Origin of the sequence: Conexibacter sp. S30A1 (genome assembly GCF_023330665.1) — a bacterium.
GTDB lineage: Bacteria > Actinomycetota > Thermoleophilia > Solirubrobacterales > Solirubrobacteraceae > Palsa-465.
The window spans coordinates 2541610-2559789 of record NZ_CP097127.1 but is presented as its reverse complement, the minus strand read 5'-3'; the positions used below and the strand labels follow the sequence as shown (position 1 = coordinate 2559789).

13 protein-coding genes are annotated in these 18180 nt (G+C 70.1%); 3 read left to right on the top strand and 10 right to left on the bottom strand.

All coding sequences use genetic code 11. The features are described 5' to 3' along the window. Positions 1–4: 4 nt before the first annotated feature. Genes M3M54_RS12320 through M3M54_RS12290 form a run of 7 tightly spaced genes read right to left on the bottom strand, consistent with a single transcriptional unit; the run spans position 5 to position 13037 of the window. Positions 5–2023, bottom strand: a complete 2019-nt coding sequence (locus M3M54_RS12320; protein WP_249019344.1) for a malto-oligosyltrehalose synthase — start codon at positions 2021–2023, stop codon at positions 5–7. Further along, a complete protein-coding gene (glgX, locus tag M3M54_RS12315; RefSeq protein ID WP_371878668.1) occupies positions 2020–4137 on the bottom strand; it encodes a glycogen debranching protein GlgX in 2118 nt (705 codons plus the stop codon). The genes M3M54_RS12320 and glgX overlap by 4 nt, the downstream gene beginning before the upstream one ends. Next, positions 4131–5891, bottom strand: coding sequence for a malto-oligosyltrehalose trehalohydrolase (gene treZ, locus M3M54_RS12310; RefSeq protein WP_249019342.1), 1761 nt, complete (start codon positions 5889–5891; stop codon positions 4131–4133). The genes glgX and treZ overlap by 7 nt, the downstream gene beginning before the upstream one ends. A 7-nt stretch (positions 5892–5898) precedes the next feature. Further along, positions 5899–8103 carry a 1,4-alpha-glucan branching protein GlgB gene (gene glgB, locus M3M54_RS12305; protein WP_249019341.1) on the bottom strand — a complete coding sequence of 735 codons (2205 nt, stop codon included), beginning with the start codon at positions 8101–8103 and terminating at the stop codon, positions 5899–5901. Next, positions 8100–9416: a phosphotransferase gene (locus M3M54_RS12300; protein ID WP_249019340.1), complete on the bottom strand. Its 1317-nt coding sequence runs from the start codon at positions 9414–9416 to the stop codon at positions 8100–8102. The genes glgB and M3M54_RS12300 overlap by 4 nt, the downstream gene beginning before the upstream one ends. Next, positions 9409–11118, bottom strand: coding sequence for a maltose alpha-D-glucosyltransferase (treS, locus tag M3M54_RS12295; protein ID WP_249019339.1), 1710 nt, complete (start codon positions 11116–11118; stop codon positions 9409–9411). The genes M3M54_RS12300 and treS overlap by 8 nt, the downstream gene beginning before the upstream one ends. Then, the gene (locus M3M54_RS12290; protein WP_249019338.1) at positions 11118–13037 is read right to left on the bottom strand and encodes an alpha-1,4-glucan--maltose-1-phosphate maltosyltransferase; all 1920 of its coding nucleotides are present in this window, start codon (positions 13035–13037) and stop codon (positions 11118–11120) included. The genes treS and M3M54_RS12290 overlap by 1 nt, the downstream gene beginning before the upstream one ends. A gap of 48 nt (positions 13038–13085) precedes the next feature. On the opposite strand from M3M54_RS12290, the gene M3M54_RS12285 reads away from it, so the two are divergent. Beyond that, entirely contained in the window at positions 13086–14330 is a 1245-nt protein-coding gene (locus M3M54_RS12285) for a 4-alpha-glucanotransferase (RefSeq protein ID WP_249019337.1), read from the top strand. Between the two features lie 45 nt (positions 14331–14375). On the opposite strand, the gene M3M54_RS12280 is transcribed toward M3M54_RS12285, so the two are convergent. Beyond that, the gene (locus M3M54_RS12280) at positions 14376–15116 is read right to left on the bottom strand and encodes a GDSL-type esterase/lipase family protein (RefSeq protein WP_249019336.1); all 741 of its coding nucleotides are present in this window, start codon (positions 15114–15116) and stop codon (positions 14376–14378) included. 48 nt (positions 15117–15164) lie between these two features. Between M3M54_RS12280 and M3M54_RS12275 the strand changes: the two genes are divergently transcribed. Then, a complete protein-coding gene (locus M3M54_RS12275) occupies positions 15165–16091 on the top strand; it encodes a LysR family transcriptional regulator (RefSeq protein WP_249019335.1) in 927 nt (308 codons plus the stop codon). A 77-nt stretch (positions 16092–16168) separates the two neighbouring features. Next, positions 16169–16486 carry a hypothetical protein gene (locus M3M54_RS12270; protein ID WP_249019334.1) on the top strand — a complete coding sequence of 106 codons (318 nt, stop codon included), beginning with the start codon at positions 16169–16171 and terminating at the stop codon, positions 16484–16486. 28 nt (positions 16487–16514) lie between these two features. Here M3M54_RS12270 and M3M54_RS12265 read toward each other — a convergent pair whose 3' ends face one another. Both M3M54_RS12265 and M3M54_RS12260 read right to left on the bottom strand, forming a co-directional pair. After that, positions 16515–17966: a chloride channel protein gene (locus M3M54_RS12265; protein WP_249019333.1), complete on the bottom strand. Its 1452-nt coding sequence runs from the start codon at positions 17964–17966 to the stop codon at positions 16515–16517. 10 nt (positions 17967–17976) lie between these two features. After that, positions 17977–18180 (bottom strand): hypothetical protein, encoded by a 204-nt coding sequence (locus tag M3M54_RS12260; protein ID WP_249019332.1) that lies wholly within the window; start codon positions 18178–18180, stop codon positions 17977–17979.

Below are 18180 nucleotides of genomic sequence, written 5' to 3'. Positions count from 1 at the left end.
TGACTCAAACGCGCTCCTGGACGCCAAGGCCGAGCCTTGAATCGACCAGCGCAGACAGCGGCAGGGCGGTGTCGAGCGAGCGCTCCCGGCCGCTCAACACATCGCGCCAGCGCCCGCCCGGCAGGTCGCGCACCAGGGGGTCCGGATGAGCGCCCGCCCGGGGCAGTGCCACAGCCACCAGCAGCTCGCGCTCGCCACGCAGGAACACACACGCCCCGGCGCCCGCCTCGAGCGGCTCGTAGCGGCCCATGAAGAGCTCTGGCCGCCGCGCCCGCAGGCCGAGCAGCCTGGCGGTCAGCCACAGCTTGCAGTCGCCGAGCGACGGCGGCGCGGCGGCCCCCGGGTCCGAGGACAGCTGGGCGAGCCGCTCGCGCCGCAGCGCGAAGTCGACCGGCCGGCGGTTGTCCGGGTCGACCAGCGCGAGGAACTCGTGCTCGTCGCCCTGGTAGATGTCGGGCACGCCGGGGCAGGTGAGCTTCAGGGCGAGCTGACCGAGCGTGGCGCGCAGCGCCAGCGGCTCAAGCTCGGCGAGCAGCGCCTCGAGCTCTGCGCGGAAGGCACCGTCGGCCGAGAGCTCGCGCGCGTAGTGCTTGACAGCCTGCTCGTAGTCGAGGTCCGGCGTGACCCAGGAGGTGTGGCACTTGGCCTCGCGCAGCGCCTTCTCCAGATATCCGTCAAGGCGCCCGGGCTCGACCGGCCAGACGCCGAGGAGCGTCTGCAGGATGAAGTAGCGCTCCGCCGCATCCGGGGCGAGCCGGCCACCGACGGCCCCGCAGTGTTGCTGCGAGGCGTCGAGCCAGCGCTGCGCGAAGCCACGCCAGCGCTCCGGTAGCTGCGACAGCACCGCGATCCGCGTGCGCGTGTCCAGCGAGCGCTTGGTGTCGTGCGTCATCGTCGCAAGCAGCGCGTGCGGGTGACGCACCGCGCGTGCGGCGCAGGCGGCGTGGAAGTCCTCCACGGCGACCCCGAAGCGGCCGGGGTCCCCGCCCACCTCGTTGAGCGCCAAGAGCCGCCCGTAGCGGTAGTGGGCGGTGTCCTCGATCCCCTTTGCGACCACCGCCGGCGTGGTCTGCTGGAAGCGGGTGATGAACTCTCCGGCACTGGGCGGCTCGTAGGTGCGGTAGACCGGCGATGAGGCGAGCGCCAGGGCCAGGCTGGCGGGTGCCGCCGCGGCGTCCGGGGCCCCAGCTGCGCGCGCCAGCCGCTCGAGCTCCGGCGCGAACGTGGTCAGCGCCTGCTCGAGCTTCGCCTCAAGGGCGTGGGCGCCGAACGGTCGCGCGTCGTCGCTCGCCAGCACCCACAGCTCACTCAGCGTCGCCTCGCCGGCCGGGTCGACGAACAGCCCGAGCGCCTCGTTGAGAAACTCGTACCCCACGGTGCCGCTGACCGGCCAGTCCGCCGGTAGGCGCTCGGACGCTGCCAGGATCTTCTCGACCCAGACGCATCCGACGCCGCCCGCCCGCAGCGTCCGCAGGTAGCCGGTCGGGTCCGCCAGACCATCGGGGTGATCGATGCGCAGGCCGTCAATGACCCCCTCGGCCACCAGCCCCAGCACCAGCCCGTGCGTTGCCTCAAACACCTCCGGGTCCTCGACCCGCACGCCCGCCAGGTCGTCGATATCGAAGAAGCGGCGGTGCCGGCCGCTGACCGGGTCGATGTCGAAGAAGCGCTCGCGCAGCGCCGCGTCGGTCCAGTAGCGGTTCTCATCGCAGGCCGCCATGTGGTTGGGGACCACGTCGAGCACGATCCCCATGCCCGCGGCGCGGGCCCGCTGCGCCAGCGCGCGCAGACCCGCCTCGCCGCCGCGATCCCCGGAGACCCTGGTTGGGTCGACGACGTCGTAGCCGTGACTCGAGCCGGCGCGAGCCTCAAGCGACGGGCTCAGATACAGGTGCGAGACGCCCAACTCGCGCAGGTAGGGGATGAGCGCCGCCGCGGCGGCGAAGCCAAACTCGGGCGTCAGCTGCAGCCGGTAGGTGGCACGCACCGCGGGTGCGCGCTCTGGCCACCCGTCCCCCGTCATGCGCGCCTGAGCACGAGCAGCGACCGCGCCGGCACCACCGCCACCGTGTGGGGCTCGTACCGCAGGGCGCCCGCGGCAAGCTGCGGCTGCGCGCTGGAGACCTCGAGCACCCAGCCCTCGCCCATGTAGCGACGCGGCAGCGTGAACTCACAATCATCGCCCGAGGGGTTGAACAACAGCAGAAACGACGCGTCGGTGATCCGCTGCCCCTGAGGTCCGAGGTTGGGGATGGTCTCGCCATTGAGGAACAGCCCGATCGCCGAGCCGCGCGATGACCAGTCCTTGGTCGTCATGCGGTGCCCGTCGGGGCGAAACCACCAGGCGTCCGGGAGCGCCTCACCATCGATGGCGCCCTCCAGGAAACGCTCCCGCCGGAAAACGGGGTGGGCGCGACGCAGGTCGATCAGCCGTTTGGTGAAGGCGTGCAGCTCCGGCTCACAGTGCTGCCAGTCGTACCAGGAGAGCTCACTGTCCTGGCACCAGGCGTTGTTGTTGCCGCGCTGGGTGCGGCCACACTCGTCACCGCCGAGCAGCATCGGTGTGCCCTGCGAGAGCAGCAGCGTGGCCAGGAAGTTGCGCTTCTGGCGGGCGCGGAGCGCCAGCACCGCCGCGTCGTCGGTCTCGCCCTCGACCCCGCAGTTCCAGGAGCGGTTGTCGTCGGTGCCGTCGCGGTTCTCCTCACCGTTTGACTCGTTGTGCTTGTCGTTGTAGGCGACCAGGTCAGCGAGCGTGAAGCCGTCGTGGGCGGTTATGAAGTTGATCGACGCGAACGGGTCACGGCCGTCGTGCTGGTAGAGGTCCGAGGAGCCCGACAGGCGCGAGGCGAAGTCGCCGGGGTTCGCCTGGCCGCGCCAGAAGTCGCGCATCGTGTCGCGGTACATGCCGTTCCACTCCGACCACAGCACGGGGAAGTTCCCGACCTGGTAGCCACCCGGACCCACGTCCCACGGCTCCGCGATCAACTTCACCTGCGAGAGCACCGGATCCTGGTGGATGATGTCGAAGAACGAGGAGAGCCGGTCCACGTCAAAGAACTCGCGTGCCAGCGCGGAGGCCAGGTCGAAGCGGAAGCCATCGACGTGGCATTCGATCGCGAAATAGCGCAGCGAGTCCATGATCAGCCGCAGCACGCTGGGGTGCAGTGGGTTCAGCGAGTTGCCGGTCCCGGTGAAGTCCATGTAGTGGTGCGGGTCGTCAGGCATCAGGCGGTAGTAGGCGGGGTTGTCGACGCCCTTGAAGGACAAGAGCGGGCCGAGATGGTTGCCCTCGGCGGTGTGGTTGTAGACGACATCCAGGATCACCTCGATGCCCGCACGGTGCAGCGCCTTGACCATGCCCTTGAACTCCCGCACCTGTTCGCCGCGGCGGCCGGTGGCGGCGTACTCGGAGTGCGGTGCCAGATAGCCGATCGTGCTGTAGCCCCAGTAGTTGGTCAGCCCCCGAGCGGCCAGAAACGACTCGTCGCAGATGTGGTGGACGGGCAGGAGCTCAACGGCGGTGACGCCCAGTTCCTTGAGGTAGGCGAGCGCCGGTTCGGAGGCGAGCCCGGCGTAGGTGCCGCGCAGATCCTCACGCACCTGCGGGTGGGTCATCGTGAAGCCGCGCACGTGCGTCTCGTAGATCACGGTGTCCGGGAACGGTGTGCGCAGCTGTTGGTCACCCTCCCAGTCGAAGCTGCCGTCGATCACGACCGACTTCGGCACCGCGGCAGCGTCATCCTCGTCGTCGCGCTCGAGGTCATCGTTATCGTTGCCGCCATCTGGTACGTAGGGCAGCACGTTCGCGTCGCCGGCGAAGTCGACGGTGCCCTCGATCGCCTTGGCGTAGGGGTCGATCAGCAGCTTGGCGGCGTTGAAGCGCAGCCCAGCGGCGGGGTAGTAGGGGCCGTGCACCCGGTAGCCGTAGCGCTGCCCGGGGCCGACCCCCGGCACGTAGCAGTGCCAGTTCAGGGCGCGCCGCTGCGTGACCGGGATGCGCTGCTCAACGCCGTCGTCGTCGAACAGACACAGCTCCACGGACTCGGCGTGCTCGGAGAACAGCGCGAAGTTCGTGCCCTGCCCGTCCCAGGTGGCGCCCAGCGGGAACGGCTGGCCCGGCCAGACCTCCATCAGCAGGCCGGTTCCGTGGCCAGCAGCGCGCCGCCGAGCGCCGGCAGGCGCAGCCGCCCGTCGGCAAGGGCAACGGTGGGATGGGTGGCGAGGATCATCCGCGCCTCACCGGGGACAACGCTGAGCTCGAGCTCATCCGAGCCGAAGTTGCAGACCAGCTCGTGGCCCCCACGCACCACGCGCAACCAGCGGGCAGCGCTGTCGTAGCGGATGTCTGAAGCCTCACCGACAGGCAGCAGGCGCCGGACGGCCAGGAGCTCTCGGTAGAGGGCGGCGAGCGCCGGGTCGCCTGCGCGCGTGAGCTTGGAGGCCAGAAAGGTGTCCTGCGCCTGCGGGTCGGGGATCTCCTGGCCGAACGCCGCGAACGCGGCGAACTCGGCCCGTCGGCCCCTCCGGGTCGCGTCGGCGATGCGCTTGTCGATGTGGTCGCAGAAGAACTGAAAGGGAGCGTCCTCGCCGTACTCCTCGCCCATGAACAGCATCGGCGTGAACGGCGAGAGCAGTACACAGAAGGCGCTAAGCGCGCGGGCGGCGTGGGGCAGCCGGTCGCCGAAGGCGCGGTTGCCGACCTGGTCGTGGTTCTGGCAGAAGACGACGAAGCGCTCGACCGGGGTCTCCTGCGCAGGCGCCCCGAAGCGGCGCCTGCGGACCGGTGAGTAGTTGCCGTCAAAGACGTGGGGGCGGTGGAAGGCCTTGGCCAGCTGAGTGAGCTGGCCAAAGTCGGCGTAGTAGCCGTCGTGCTCGTCGGTTGTGAGGGTCCGCAGTGCATGGTGAAAGTCATCCGCCCAGGCTCCATCGCAACCATACCCACCCAGCTGCGCGGCACGCGTGACGATCGGGTCGTTGCGCCCGCTCTCAGCGATCACCAGCCGCCCAGGCGCGAGCGCATGCACCCGGCGGGTGACCGCCGCGACGATGTGCTCAGGGCTTCCGTCGAAGATCGCGTGGATCGCATCAAGGCGCAGACCGTCGATGCCAAAGTCGCGCACCCACCCCTCGGCCGACTGCACGACCCATTCGCGCACCGGGTCGCAGCGAGCGTCGTCGTAGTTGATCGCCCGGCCCCAGAAGGTCTCGTACTTGGCGGTGAAGTACGGGCCAAAGGCCTCGAGCGCCCCGTTGCCGGAGGCGCCGACGTGGTTGTAGACGACATCCAAAATCACCGCCAGGCCGTGGTCGTGAGCGGCTCTCACCAGCTCCTGCAGGCCCACCGGGCCACCGTAGGAGGACTGCGCGGCGCTCAGGTAGACGCCGTCATAGCCCCAGCCGCGCGCCCCCGGGAACTCGGCGACCGGCATCAGCTCGATCGCCGTCACACCCAGCGCCGCCAGCTCAGCCAGGTGAGGGATCGCGCCCGCGAAGGTGCCCTGCTCACTGAAGGTGCCAACATGAAGCTCGTAGATCACCTGCTCCTGCATGGGCTTTGGCATGAAGACCGGTGCGGAGGCTGGCGCGTAGACCCGCGAGGGCCCGCGCAGCCCGTACGGCTGCCAGCGCGAGGCCGGGTCCGGGCGGCGGCGGCCGCCGACCAGATAGCAGTAGTCGGTGCCGGACGCCACCTCGATGGCCAGCTCGTAGACCCCGTGGCCGACGTGCTCCATCGCGAGCGGGGGTGTGCGCGGCGGGCCGATCGAGCCGCGCCGGCGCTGTGGGTCAAGGATCAGCCGCGGCTCGCCGGACGGCGCCCAGACACGGAACTCGGTGCGGCCGTCGGCCAGCGGGCGGGCGCCGAGCGGACGCTCCCAGGGGTACTCGCTCACTCCGCGCTCACTGCCTCTCGGGCACCAGCCACAACGCCGCCAGCGGCGGGACCGTCACCCGGGCCGAATACGGCTGCCCGTGCCACGGGACCGCTTCCGCGACGATCTCGCCGGCGTTGCCCAGGTCGGCGCCGCCGTAGAAGCGCGAGTCGGTGTTCAGCGCCTCGCGCCAAGGGCCCGGCCGCGGCAGTCCCACCCGGTAGTCGGGGCGCGGCACCGGCGCGAAGTTGCCGACGAACACAACCACGTCGCGGGCACCGCGGTTCTGGCGCGCGAAGGCGATCAGGTTCGCGTCGGCGTCGTTGGGCTCAAGCCAGAAGAAACCCTCGGGCTCGGAGTCGAGCTCCCATAGCGCCGGGTACTCGCGGTAGGCCCGGTTGAGGTCGCGCACCAGCGCCTGGATCCCGGCGTGCTCCGGCGCCTGCAGAAGCTCCCACGGAAGCTCCGTGGTCGCATCCCACTCGTCCTTCTGGGCGAGCTCACCGCCCATGAACAAGAGCTTCTTGCCCGGATGCGCCCACATCAAGCCGTACAGGACCCGCAGGTTCGCGAGCTTCTGCCAGTGGTCGCCGGCCATCTTCTGATAGAGCGAGCCCTTGCCGTGAACGACCTCATCGTGGGAGAGCGGCAGGATGAAGTTCTCGGTGAACGCGTAGACGAGGCTGAACGTGAGCTCGTTGTGGTGGTAGCGGCGGTAGACGGGGTCGTGCTCGAGGTAGCCGAGCGTGTCGTGCATCCAGCCCATGTTCCACTTGAAGCCGAAGCCGAGGCCACCAAGGTAGGTGGGGCGCGAGACGCCCGGCCAGGCGGTGGACTCCTCGGCGGCGGAGATCACACCGGGCTCGTGCGCGTAGACCAGCTCGTTGAGCTCCTTGAGAAAGGCGACAGCCTCCAGGTCCTCGCGGCCGCCGAACTGGTTGGGCACCCATTCGCCGGCGCCCCGTGAGTAGTCGAGGTAGAGCATCGACGCCACCGCGTCGACCCGCAAACCGTCGGCGTGGAACTCGCGCAGCCAGTAGAGCGCGTTGGCGGTCAGGAAGTTGCGAACCTCGTGGCGGCCGAAGTTGAACACGAGCGTGCCCCAGTCCGGGTGGGCGCCGCGGCGTGGGTCGGCGTGCTCGTAGAGCGCGGTGCCGTCGAAGCGCGCGAGCGCCCAGTCGTCACGCGGGAAGTGGGCGGGAACCCAGTCGAGGATCACGCCGACGCCGTGCTCGTGCAGCGTCTGGACGAGTGCGCGCAGGTCGTCCGGGGAGCCGTAGCGCGGCGTCGGGGCGTAGTAGCCGGTGACCTGGTAGCCCCACGAGCCCGCGAACGGGTGCGCCATCACCGGCATCAGCTCGACATGCGTGAAGCCCATGTCCTGCGCGTAGGTGCCGAGCTGGTGGCCGAGCTCTGAGTAGTTCAGCTGTGCTCCGGCGGCCGCCTGGCGCCACGAGCCGAGATGGACCTCGTAGATGGACACCGGCTGCGCGAGCGGCGTGCCGGTGGCGCGCCGCTCGCGCCACGCGTGCTCGGTGACGCTCCACGCGTGCCGGCTGCGGGTGACCACCGACGCGGTCTGCGGCGGGCGCTCCGTCTCCTGCGCGTAGGGGTCGGCCTTCAGCCGCCGCTCGCCGGTCGCCGTCAGGATGTCGAACTTGTAGCGGCTGCCCTCACCGACACCGGGGATGAACAGCTCCCAGACGCCGCTTGAGCCCAGCGAGCGCATCGGGTGCACCTGGGCGTTCCAGAAGTTGAAGTCGCCGACCACGCTGACGGAGCGCGCTCCGGGTGCCCAGACCGCGAACGCGGTCCCCTCAATGTCCTGATGGAGCCTCGGATGCGCGCCCAGCAGCTCGTAGATGCGCTCGTGGTGGCCCTCGCCAATCAGGTACAGGTCAAGCTCGCCGAGCGTGGGCAAAAACACGTAGGGGTCAACCTGCGTGTGGGCCGGCCCCTCGGGGTAAATCGCCTCGACGCGGTAGTGCAGCGGCAGCCGCGCGCCCTTCACGGTCGCCTGGAAGATGCCCGCGGGGTGCACCTGCTCGAGCGCTACCTGCTGCTCGCCGCCGGGGCCGGGCTGATCGAGCAGGGCGCTGACCGCGACCGCGCCGGGGCGCAGCGCGCGGATCACAACGCCGCTGCGCTTGGCATGGGCGCCGAGCAGCGCGTGCGGGTCGGAGTGCTCGCGGTGAGCGAGCGCCTCGAGCGCAGCATCACGCCGGGCGCTCACATCGACTCCTGCACCAGACGCAGGATCCCAGCCACCGGGATCGCGACCCAGTCCGGCCGGTTTGCGAGCTCGTACTGCAGCTCATATAAGGCCTTCTCCAGCTCGAAGGTGGCGAGCAGGTTGAGCGTGTGCTGTTGGCTTGTCGGCAGAAGCGTCCGGTCGACCGAATCGAGGTAGGCCTCCAGGAAGGCTGAGCGCGCGCTGACCTCGAAGTCGGCGGGCGGCTCGAGGCCGAGCTTGAGCTTCACCGCCCAGTTTGCGTAGGAGAAGGATCGCAGCATGCCGGCCACGTCGCGCAGCGGCGAGCGCTTCTGGCGGCGGCCGTTCAGCGGCCGTGCGGGTTCGCCCTCGAAGTCGAGCAGCGTCCAGCCCTCCTGCGTGTGCAGCGTCTGGCCGAGGTGGTAATCGCCGTGGATGCGGATGCTCTTACCGCCGATCGGTCCCTGGTTGGGAATCCTGATGCACTGCCTGACACCCTGCTCGAGCCCTGCCAGTGGCGCCAGGCTCGGGTCCTCCGGCAGGTGGCCGAAGAGCCGCTCTAGCTGATCGTCGAGCGTCGCACGCAGAATGTTCAAAAACTCGCTGCTCGGGTCCCTGGGCGAGAAGGCCGGGTCTTCCGCGTCGCTTGCGAGCACCGTGTGCAGCCGTGCGGTCGCCTCGCCCAGCGCGCCCAGGTGGGCCAGGAAGCGCGCCGGCTGGCGCGGAATCTGCTCCAGCGCCAGCTGCCAGCCGTCGGTGCCACCAACCAGGTAGCGCTGCGTGACCCCGAGCGTCGCCGCCAGCGCCTCACCCTCGTACTCGAACCAGCCGTGCAGCGGCGCGATGTTCGGGTAGCCGTGGGCGGTGAGGAAGCGCAGCATCTCAAGCTCCGGGTTGATACCCGGCTCGAGCCTGCGGTAGACCTTCAGCGCGAGCCGCTCCCCGAACACGACTGAGCTGTTGGATTGCTCGGCGCCCATCGGCCGCACCGGCTCATCCGGCCCGACGGAGGCGACCGCGCCCTCACCCCGGGCCCGCCGGAAGAAGAAGCGCCCATGGCGGCCCTGAAGCTCACCGCCTGACTCGATCGCGGCCAACAGCGCATGCGCACAGGCCGGCTGCGCGAGCACGTCAAAGCCATCGACACCACGGTCGGTGTCCAACAGCAGTTGGTAGAGCTCGTGGGCGGCGCCGGCCAGCTGCGCCTGCACGAGCGCGAGCGTCACGCCGGGCGCAAGCTGCGCCTGCTCGACCGCTTCAACCCCGCTGAGGCTCTGGTCCTTGGCGGCAAACCAGCGCTGCTCCCGCAGCCAGTCGCGCAGCTGCTCAGTCACCTGCAGGATCCTTTCGCTCGTCGACCAGGGAAAACCAGTAGTAGCCCCGCGGCTGGAACGTGAGCAGGTACGGTAGCTGCCCGATGGGCGGAAAGCGCGAGTCGCCGAACAGCTCGACCGGGTGGCGTCCCTCAAAGGCGGAGAGATCGAGCTCGACCGCCTGGGCGGAACGCGACAGGTTGTGCACGCAGAGCACAACCTCCTCGTCGAGGCGGCGGATCAGCGCGAAGATCCTCGGGTTCGAGCTGTGGATCGGCTCGTAGCTGCCCGAGCCGAACACCGCGTGCAGCTTGCGCAGCTCGATGAAGCGGTGCACCCAGCGCAGCAGCGAGGTCGGGGTGCGCAGCGCCGCCTCGACGTTGACGGCTTGGTAGCCGTAGACGGGGTCCATCAACGGCGGGCAGTAGAGCTGCGCGAAGTCGGCCCGGGAGAAGCCGCCGTTGCGGTCGACGCTCCACTGCATCGGCGTGCGCACGCCGTCACGATCACCCAGGAAGACGTTGTCGCCCATCGCGATCTCATCGCCGTAGTAGAGCACCGGTGAGCCGGGCAGCGCGAACAGGATGGCGGTGAGCAGCTCGATCTCGCCACGACCGCCCTCCAGCAGTGGCGCCAAGCGCCGGCGGATCCCGAGGTTGAGCTTCATACGCGGATCCTTGGCGTACTCGGCATACATGTAGTCGCGCTCCTCGTCGGTGACCATCTCGAGCGTCAGCTCGTCGTGGTTGCGCAAGAAGAGCCCCCACTGGCAGCTCTCCGGGATCGCCGGGGTGTTCTCGAGGACCTCGTAGATCGGCGTGGCCTGCTCGCGGCGCAGGGCCATGAACATGCGCGGCATGACCGGGAAGTGGAAGGCCATGTGACACTCGTCACCTGCGCCGAAGTACTGGACCACGTCCTGCGGCCACTGGTTGGCCTCCGCCAGGAGCACCCGGTCGGGGAAGCGCTCGTCGATCTCTCGCCTGACCCGCTTGAGGTAGGCGTGGGTCTCGGGCAGGTTCTCGCAGATCGTGCCCTCCCGCTCATACAGGTAGGGGACGGCGTCGAGGCGGAAGCCGTCGAGCCCGAGCTCCAGCCAGAAGCGCAGCACGTCGAGCATCGCCTCCTGAACCTCGGGGTTGTCGTAGTTGAGGTCCGGCTGGTGGGAGAAGAAGCGGTGCCAGTAGTACTGGCCGGCGACCGGGTCGTAGGTCCAGTTCGACGTCTCGGTGTCGATGAAGATGATGCGCGCGTCCTGGTAGCGCTCGGGGCTGTCAGACCACACATACCAGTCGCGCTTGGGGCTCTCAGGGCTCGAGCGCGACTCCTGAAACCAGGGGTGCTCGGAGGAGGTGTGGTTCATCACCAGGTCCGCGATCACGCGGATCTGGCGCGCGTGCGCCGCGTCCACCAGTGCCCTCACATCCTCGACGGTCCCGTAGTCCGGGTGGACCGCGTAGAAGTCGGAGATGTCATAGCCCCCGTCGCGCAACGGCGAGGCGTAGAAGGGCAAGAGCCAGATGCAGTCGATCCCGAGCCACTCGAGGTAGTCGAGCTTCTCCTTCAGGCCGCGGAAGTCACCGGAGCCGTCACCGTCTGAGTCGTAGAAGCCGCGGATGTGGACCTCGTAGAAGATCGCCTGCTTGAACCACAGCGGGTCCGCCTGAAACCACTGGCTGGTCTGGGCACGACCGGGGGTGGGGCCAACGGGCGCACCCGGCATCAGGCCACCGCCACCCAGGCCAGGTGAGCGTCCCCGGGCCCCAGGTGCACGTAGTTTCCGCCCACCCGCCAGCGGTAGTCCGCGTCGGCCAGCAGGTCGTGCACGGTGAAGGCGTCGGGCAGCCCAAGCTGACCGCCGACGGTGACGAGCCCCTCCTGCGAGCGGTGCGGGTCGAGGTTCACGACGGTGATCACGGTGTCCTGACCGGCGCGCTTGAGGTAGGCGATCAGCGCCTCATTGGCGGTCGCGAGAAACGTCACGTTCGTCAGCTGTGCAAGCGCCGGGTGCGCGCGGCGCGCGTGGTTGACGCGCTCGATCAGCGGCAGCAGCGGCCCGTCCAACGAGCGCGTCTTGCGCTCGTACTTCTCCGAGCCCAGGTACTCCTCCGAGCCCTCGTGCAGCGGCGTGTTCTCGAAGTTCTCAAAGCCCGAGTAGATCCCGTAGCTCGGGCCGAGCGTCGCCGCCAGCACGAGTCGCGCGACGAACGCGGGCGGCCCGCCCTGCTGCAGGTAGGCGTGCAGAATGTCGGGCGTGTTGGCAAAGAAGTTGGGACGCAGGTACTCGCGCTCCTCGCCGTAAGCAAGCTCGGAAACGTACTCGGTCAGCTCGTGGCGGGAGTTCTTCCAGGTGAAGTAGGTGTAGGACTGGGTGAAGCCGACCTTCGCCAGGTGGCGCATCATCGCCCGGCGCGTGAACGCCTCCGCGAGGAAGATGACGTCCTGGTCGCGCGCGTGGACCTCGGCGATCAGCCACTCCCAGAACGGCACCGGCTTGGTGTGCGGGTTATCGACACGAAAGATCTTGACGCCGCAGTCCACCCAGTGCAGGACGACCTCCAGCAACGCCTGCCACAGCCCGCGCCAGTCCTCGCTGTCCCAGTTGAAGTTGTAGATGTCCTGGTAGCGCTTGGGCGGGTTCTCGGCGTACTTGAGCGTGCCGTCCGGGCGGTGCTGAAACCACTCGGGGTGTGCCACCAGCCAGGGATGATCGGGTGAGCAGTTGAGCGCCAGATCGAGCGCCACGTCGATCCCGAGCGCCGCCGCCGCAGCCGTCAGCGCTCGCAGGTCCTGCTCGCTGCCGAGCTCGGCGTGGATCGCGTCGTGGCCGCCGCTCTCGTCACCGATCGCATACGGCGAGCCGGGGTCGTGCGAGCCGGCCACCAGCGCGTTGTCGGGACCCTTGCGGTTGGTGTGGCCGATCGGGTGGATCGGCGGCATGTAGAGCACGTCAAAGCCGAGCTGCGCCAGCTGTGGCAGCTGCGCCTGCACGCCGGCGAACCCGCCCCAGGAGCGCGGGAACAGCTCGTACCAGGCGCCGAAACAGCCCCGCTGCCGGTCTACCCGGACCGGCAGCGGGCCCAGCGTGGTCAGCTCGTCGCGCTGCTGGTGGCGGTCGGCAACCGCGTGCAGCTCGGCATCCAGCGCCGCCTGCGGGTCTGAGTCGATGCGCTCGAGCGCGGCGTCCAGCACTGCGCGCGCCTGTGGGTCGCCCTGGGCGCGCTTGCGGATCCGCTCGAGCAGCACGCGCCCCTCGGAGAGCTCGCCGGCCAGATCCCGCTGCCCGGCGGCGAGCTTGCGCGCCAGCTCATCACGCCAGGTGCCGAAGCGGTCAACCCACCCGATCAGCTCATACTCCCAGTCCCCAACCTCATCGAGTGAGAGCGTGCCGCCCCAGCGCACACCCGCATAGGCGGCGTCGAGGGCTTTAAGCGGCTGCTCACGCCAGGCGTCGCTCTCGCCTGCGACGGCCGAGGCCCGCCGCAGGCGCACGGCGGCGCCGAGCAGGTCGTGGCCATCGCGAAAAACGTCGACGGAGACATCGATGCGATCCCCAACACAGCGCTTGACCGCGTAGCGACCACCATCCACCGCGGGGCTCGGATACTGCAGGATGATCCGGCTGGGTGCGCGCTTGGCCATGACCTGTAAGTAAACCCGGTCTGCAAGCGTGTAAAACCCCTGGCTCAAGTGAAACTGCTCGAACGCTCAAGCGGGGTGCTGCTGCACATCACCTCGCTGCCCGGTGGAACGCTCGGCCGCGACGCCTACCGCTTCGTCGACTGGCTGGCTGAGGCGGGCCAGAGCTGGTGGCAGGTGCTGCCGATCTCACCGCCCGACCGCTTCCACTCACCCTACAAGGCGGCCTCCGCGTTCGCGGGCTGGCGCGGCCTTCTGGCGGCGCCGCGCGCGCGTGTGCGCGCCAGCGAGCTGACCGAGCTGCGCGAGCGCGAGGCCTACTGGATCGAGGACTGGGCGACGCTCGGCCCTGGTCGGCGCAGCGAGCTCTACGCCGACCAGGTGCGCTTCGAGCGCGAGTGGCGCGCGCTGCGCGCCTACGCCGCCGAGCGGGGCGTGCGCGTGCTGGGCGACATCGCGATCTACGTCGCCCCCGGCAGCGTCGATCACCGCGCCCACGCGGAGCTGTTCAACGACGCGCTGCTGGCGGGCGCGCCACCCGATGACTACAGCGCGCTCGGGCAACTGTGGGGCAATCCGGTCTACCACTGGCCGGCTCTGCGCGCCTCCGGCTACGCCTGGTGGGTGGCGCGCCTGCGGCGCAACCTCGAGCTCTTTGACGCCGTCCGGCTCGACCACTTCCGCGGCTTCGTCTCCTACTGGGGGGTTCCGGCAGGCGCGCCCGACGCCCGCTTCGGCCGCTGGCACCGTGGCCCCGGCGAGGCTCTGTTCGAGGCCTTCACGGGCGCGCTGGGGCCGGCGCTGCCACTGGTGGCCGAGGACCTGGGGGCGATCACACCGGCCGTGGAGGCGCTGCGCGACCGCCTCGCGCTGCCCGGCATGCTGGTCCTGCAGTTCGGCTTCGGCGGCGCCCGGGCGGAGGCGTCCAGCCCGCACGCGCCCGCCAACCACGCCCGCGAGCGCTTCGTCTACATCGGCACCCACGACCACGACACGGCCGCCGGCTGGTATCAGAACGCGACGGAGGCGACCCGGCAGCGGGTGGCGCTGGCCTGCGCGGCCGCGGGGATCGATGAGGCAGAGCCCTGGTGGCGGCTGGTGCGGTTGTGTTTGTCATCGCGCGCGGCGGTCTCGATCGTGCAGGCTCAGGACGTGCTGGGGCTCGGCTCTCGCGCACGCATGAACAACCCCGGCAAGCAGGGCGGCAACTGGCGCTGGCGGCTCGAGCCGGGGGCGCTTGACGGGGCGCTGGCGGCCCGGCTGCGCGACGCGACGCTGGTGGCGGGTCGGGTCTGAGCGCTGCGGCGAGGCGCCCGAGCCAGCGGGCCGGGCGCCGCGGGCCTAGCGGCGAACAGCGAGCCTGGCGGCCGCGAGCAGGCGCAGGTCCTGCTTGGCGTGACGGTAGGCGTAGGTGAGATCGCCGCGCAGCCGACCGCGGCGGGTGGTGCGGTAGCTGATCAGCGCGCTGGGGCGTACGCGCACTGCCAGGCCGGCCTGCGCGTGCAGCAGGTCCAGAGCGAGTTCGGCGATCCTGACCTGGCCGAGCGCGGTGGGGTGAACGTGGTCGGCCATCATCAGCTGACGGCCACCGAAGCGCTCCAGGTCGAGCACGTACGCGCAGTGCCGGGCGGCTGAGTCTGTGATCGCCCGGTTGGCGGCCTGCACCAGAGTGGGGTTACGGGGCCGGCCGAGATCGAGCGGCAGCGTCGCCGTCAGCAGGTGATCGCAACGCTGCGCCAAAAACGCCAGCGCGCTGGCGTGGTCGTGAGCGAGCGCGTCGGGGTCAAAGCTGGGGTGACGCACGTCGTTTGTGCCGATGTGGAGGCAGCCAAGCAGGTAGCGCGCCGAGCGGTCGGTGACGCGCTCGAACAGCGGGATCTGCGCGCGCAGGACATCGGCCGCGACTGCCCCGTCGACGGCGTAGGGGCTGTAGGGGACGCCCAGGCCGCGAGCCGTCCACAGCGCCCAGGACTGCAGGGCCACGCCCCACTGCAGCTCGCCGCCGCCGTTGGTGATCGAGTCGCCGAAGGCCAGCACGCCGAGGCGGCAGGCGCCGGGGTCGTGTGCTCGTGGAGGCGTCACGGGGGCAGCGTAGCGGCGGCCTCGCGCGATCGGCGAGAATGCCCCGCGATGGCCAACAACACCGCCAACCCGCTCTCGTCAGAGGAGCTGATCGCGTTCGTGGCGGCGGTCGAGAGCTCGAGCGTGCACGGTGCCGCGGACGCTCTCGGACTGACGCAGTCGGCGGTGACCAAGCGCCTGCAGGGGCTCGAGCGGCGTGGCGGCGTGGTGCTGCTCGAGCGTGGCCGCTTCGGCGTGCGCCCGACCGCCGCGGGACGGCTGCTCTACCCGGATGCCAAGGAGGCACTGGCCGCGCTGCGGCGGGCCGAGGAGGCGCTCAGCTCCCACCGCGAGCTGGCCCGGCACGCGCTCAGCGTGGCGGCCAGCTACACGATCGGTGAGCTGCTCTTGCCCGGCTGGCTTGCCGCCTTCCGCCGTCGCGAGCCCGACACGCGCGCGCAGGTGGAGATCGTCAACTCGGCGGGCGTGCTCGAGCGCCTGCGTGAGCGCGAGGTGGAGCTCGGGTTCGTCGAGGGTGCCGAGAATCTGGACGGGTTTGACGCCCTGACGGTCCACCAGGACCGGCTCGGGGTCGTCGTGGCGGCGGGCCATCCCTGGTGCCGGCGCGGGCGCGTGGCACCGTTGGACCTGGCGCAGGAGCCCTACGTGGCGCGCGAGGAGGGCTCGGGAACCAGGGAGGTGATCGACGCTGAGCTGGCGGCGCACGGGATTCGCCTGCTGCCGGCCATCGAAACCGCCAGCGTGCAGAGCGTCAAGCGCACGCTGGCAGCCGACGGCGGGTTCTCGCTGCTCTCGCCGCTGGCCGTCGAGCTCGAGCTCACCGCGGGGACACTGGCGCTGCTGCCGCTCGACGGCGTCGAGATCCGGCGGGCGCTGCGGGCGGTGCGCGCATACGGCCGACGGCACAGCGACACCGCCGAATCGTTCTGGCGCTGGTTGGAGCGCAACGTCGCGCCCGGTGCCGCAGGCGTGTAGACGGTAAGATTTGAGTGGTCGACCCGAGAAGGAGCGGCAGAATGCAACACCAAGCGTTTGCGCAGAGTTCAGCCACAGTGAACGAGACCACCGAAAGCGTCAGCGAAGGCCCTGAGACCGCGCTCGCGGAGACGACCCACCAGCTGGCGGAGGATGACTTCACGTTGGTGCCGGAGTCGACGCAGTGGCCGACCGGCCCGCTGGTGCTGGTGCTGGTGCTGTCGATGATGTGCATGCTGGCGCTGCTGCGAGGGGTCTCCTCGCTCGTTGTCGGGCTGGTCTTCGCTGTGCCGATGCTCGTGTTCTGTCTCTGGCTGGTGATCCGCTCAACGATGCGCATCATCGGCTCGGAGGAAGACAGCTACCCGGGTCGAGCCGACCACCCGAGCCACTGAGCTCAGGGCGGACAGGCGCGCCACCGCCTCAGAAGTCTTCGCGCCCGTCCCGGCCGTGGGCCTCACCCGGGCGCGGGTCTGGATGATCGTGGCGGTGCAGCTCCGGCATGTCCGGCGCCTCCGGCAGCCTGCCCGTATAGATCGAGTAGCCGTCGATGTGGCGGGTCGCGATGGTCGCGGAGGCGGTCGCGATGATCATCGGCACCGCCACCGCGAAGCCGCTGTGGGTGAGCTCGAGCACCAGCACGATCGCCGCCATCGGAGCCTGCATGGCGGCGCCGATCATGGCGGCGGCGCCGATCAGCGCGCCGGAGCTGGAGGACACCCCGGGCCACAGATGCCCCCAGGCCAGTCCCAGGCCAGCGCCGAGCACCGCCCCGGTGCTCATCACCGGGGTGAACAGGCCGCCGCTGGCGCCGCTTGAGAGGCACAGCGAGGTGACGATCGGCTTGAGCGCCGCCAGCGCCAGCAGCACCGCGATCGTGCCACCACCGAGGAACGCGGCGTGAGCCATGTCCTTGCCGTTGCCGAACAGCTGCGGGTAGGCGATCCCGATCACGCCGAGGGCGGTGAAGGCGAGCAGTGGCGCAATCAGCGCCAGGCGGCCGCGGGCGCGATGGTGTGAGACCCAGGCGATCATCCGGATGTAGATCACCGAGCCGACGCCCAGCACCGGGCCGACGAGCACCGCCCAGACGATCAGCGACGCCGAGTCGTGGTGGACGGGCACGTGCAGATAGGTGGCGTGATCGGGCAGGTAGATCCAGGCGGTGAACGTCGCAATGCCGGAGCAGACCAGCGCGGGCATCACGACCGGCAACGCCAGGGTCCCGATCATGATCTCGGCGGTGAACAGCGCTCCCCCCAGCGGCACGTTGTAGACGGCGGCCAGGCCGGCGCCGCCTCCGCAGGCGACGATCAGGGTCCGCTGGGCGGGAGTCAGCTTGCCGAAGTCAGAAAGCCAGGAGCCGGCGGCGCCGCCGAGCAGCTTGGGCGCCGCCTCACGGCCGATCGACGCCCCCATCCCAATCACGAACTCGGAGACGACCGAGGAGCTGAAACAGCGCCGGAACGAGAGCCGCCCTTCATCGTGCCAGACCGCCTCGTCGATCTCCGCCGGCTCCCCCTTGAAGCGGCGACGCAGGATGAACCAGGCCGGCCCACCCACGGCCCCCGCGATCGCCAGCGCCACGACGCGGCGAAGACCAGAGTCGCGCGTGACGGCCGCCTGAAACGAGCCGCTGTGGAAGGCGTAGGTGACGTGCTCGGTGGTGAACAGCACCACCATCATCAGGTCGCCGAGCAACCCGGCGGCGACGCCAGTCAGGACGAGCACAACCCAGAAGCGCAGGCTCAGGGGCGCATGGATGTCGCCGGTCGCGTTCGGCTGTTCGGTCGTGCGCCGGCCCGACGGGATCCGGTGGGGTATCAGCGGCGCGGGTGAGCGCTCGCGCTTGTGCTTGCGGCGCGGCTCGGGCATTGTCCGCGGGTCAGCGTTCGCGCGGGCCGGTAGTTCCGGTGCTGCGCCTGCGGCGAGTTGGCCGCGCTGGCGGACCGGGCAGGGCTCCGGCCATCACTCGCAGCGTCAACTCGCGCTCGACGAGACCGGGGCGCTTGAGGTCAAGGTCACGTACGGCCCCGCCGCTGCCGCGCGGCCAGGTCGACTTGAAGGGGGGATGGGGTTCCGGGGTCAT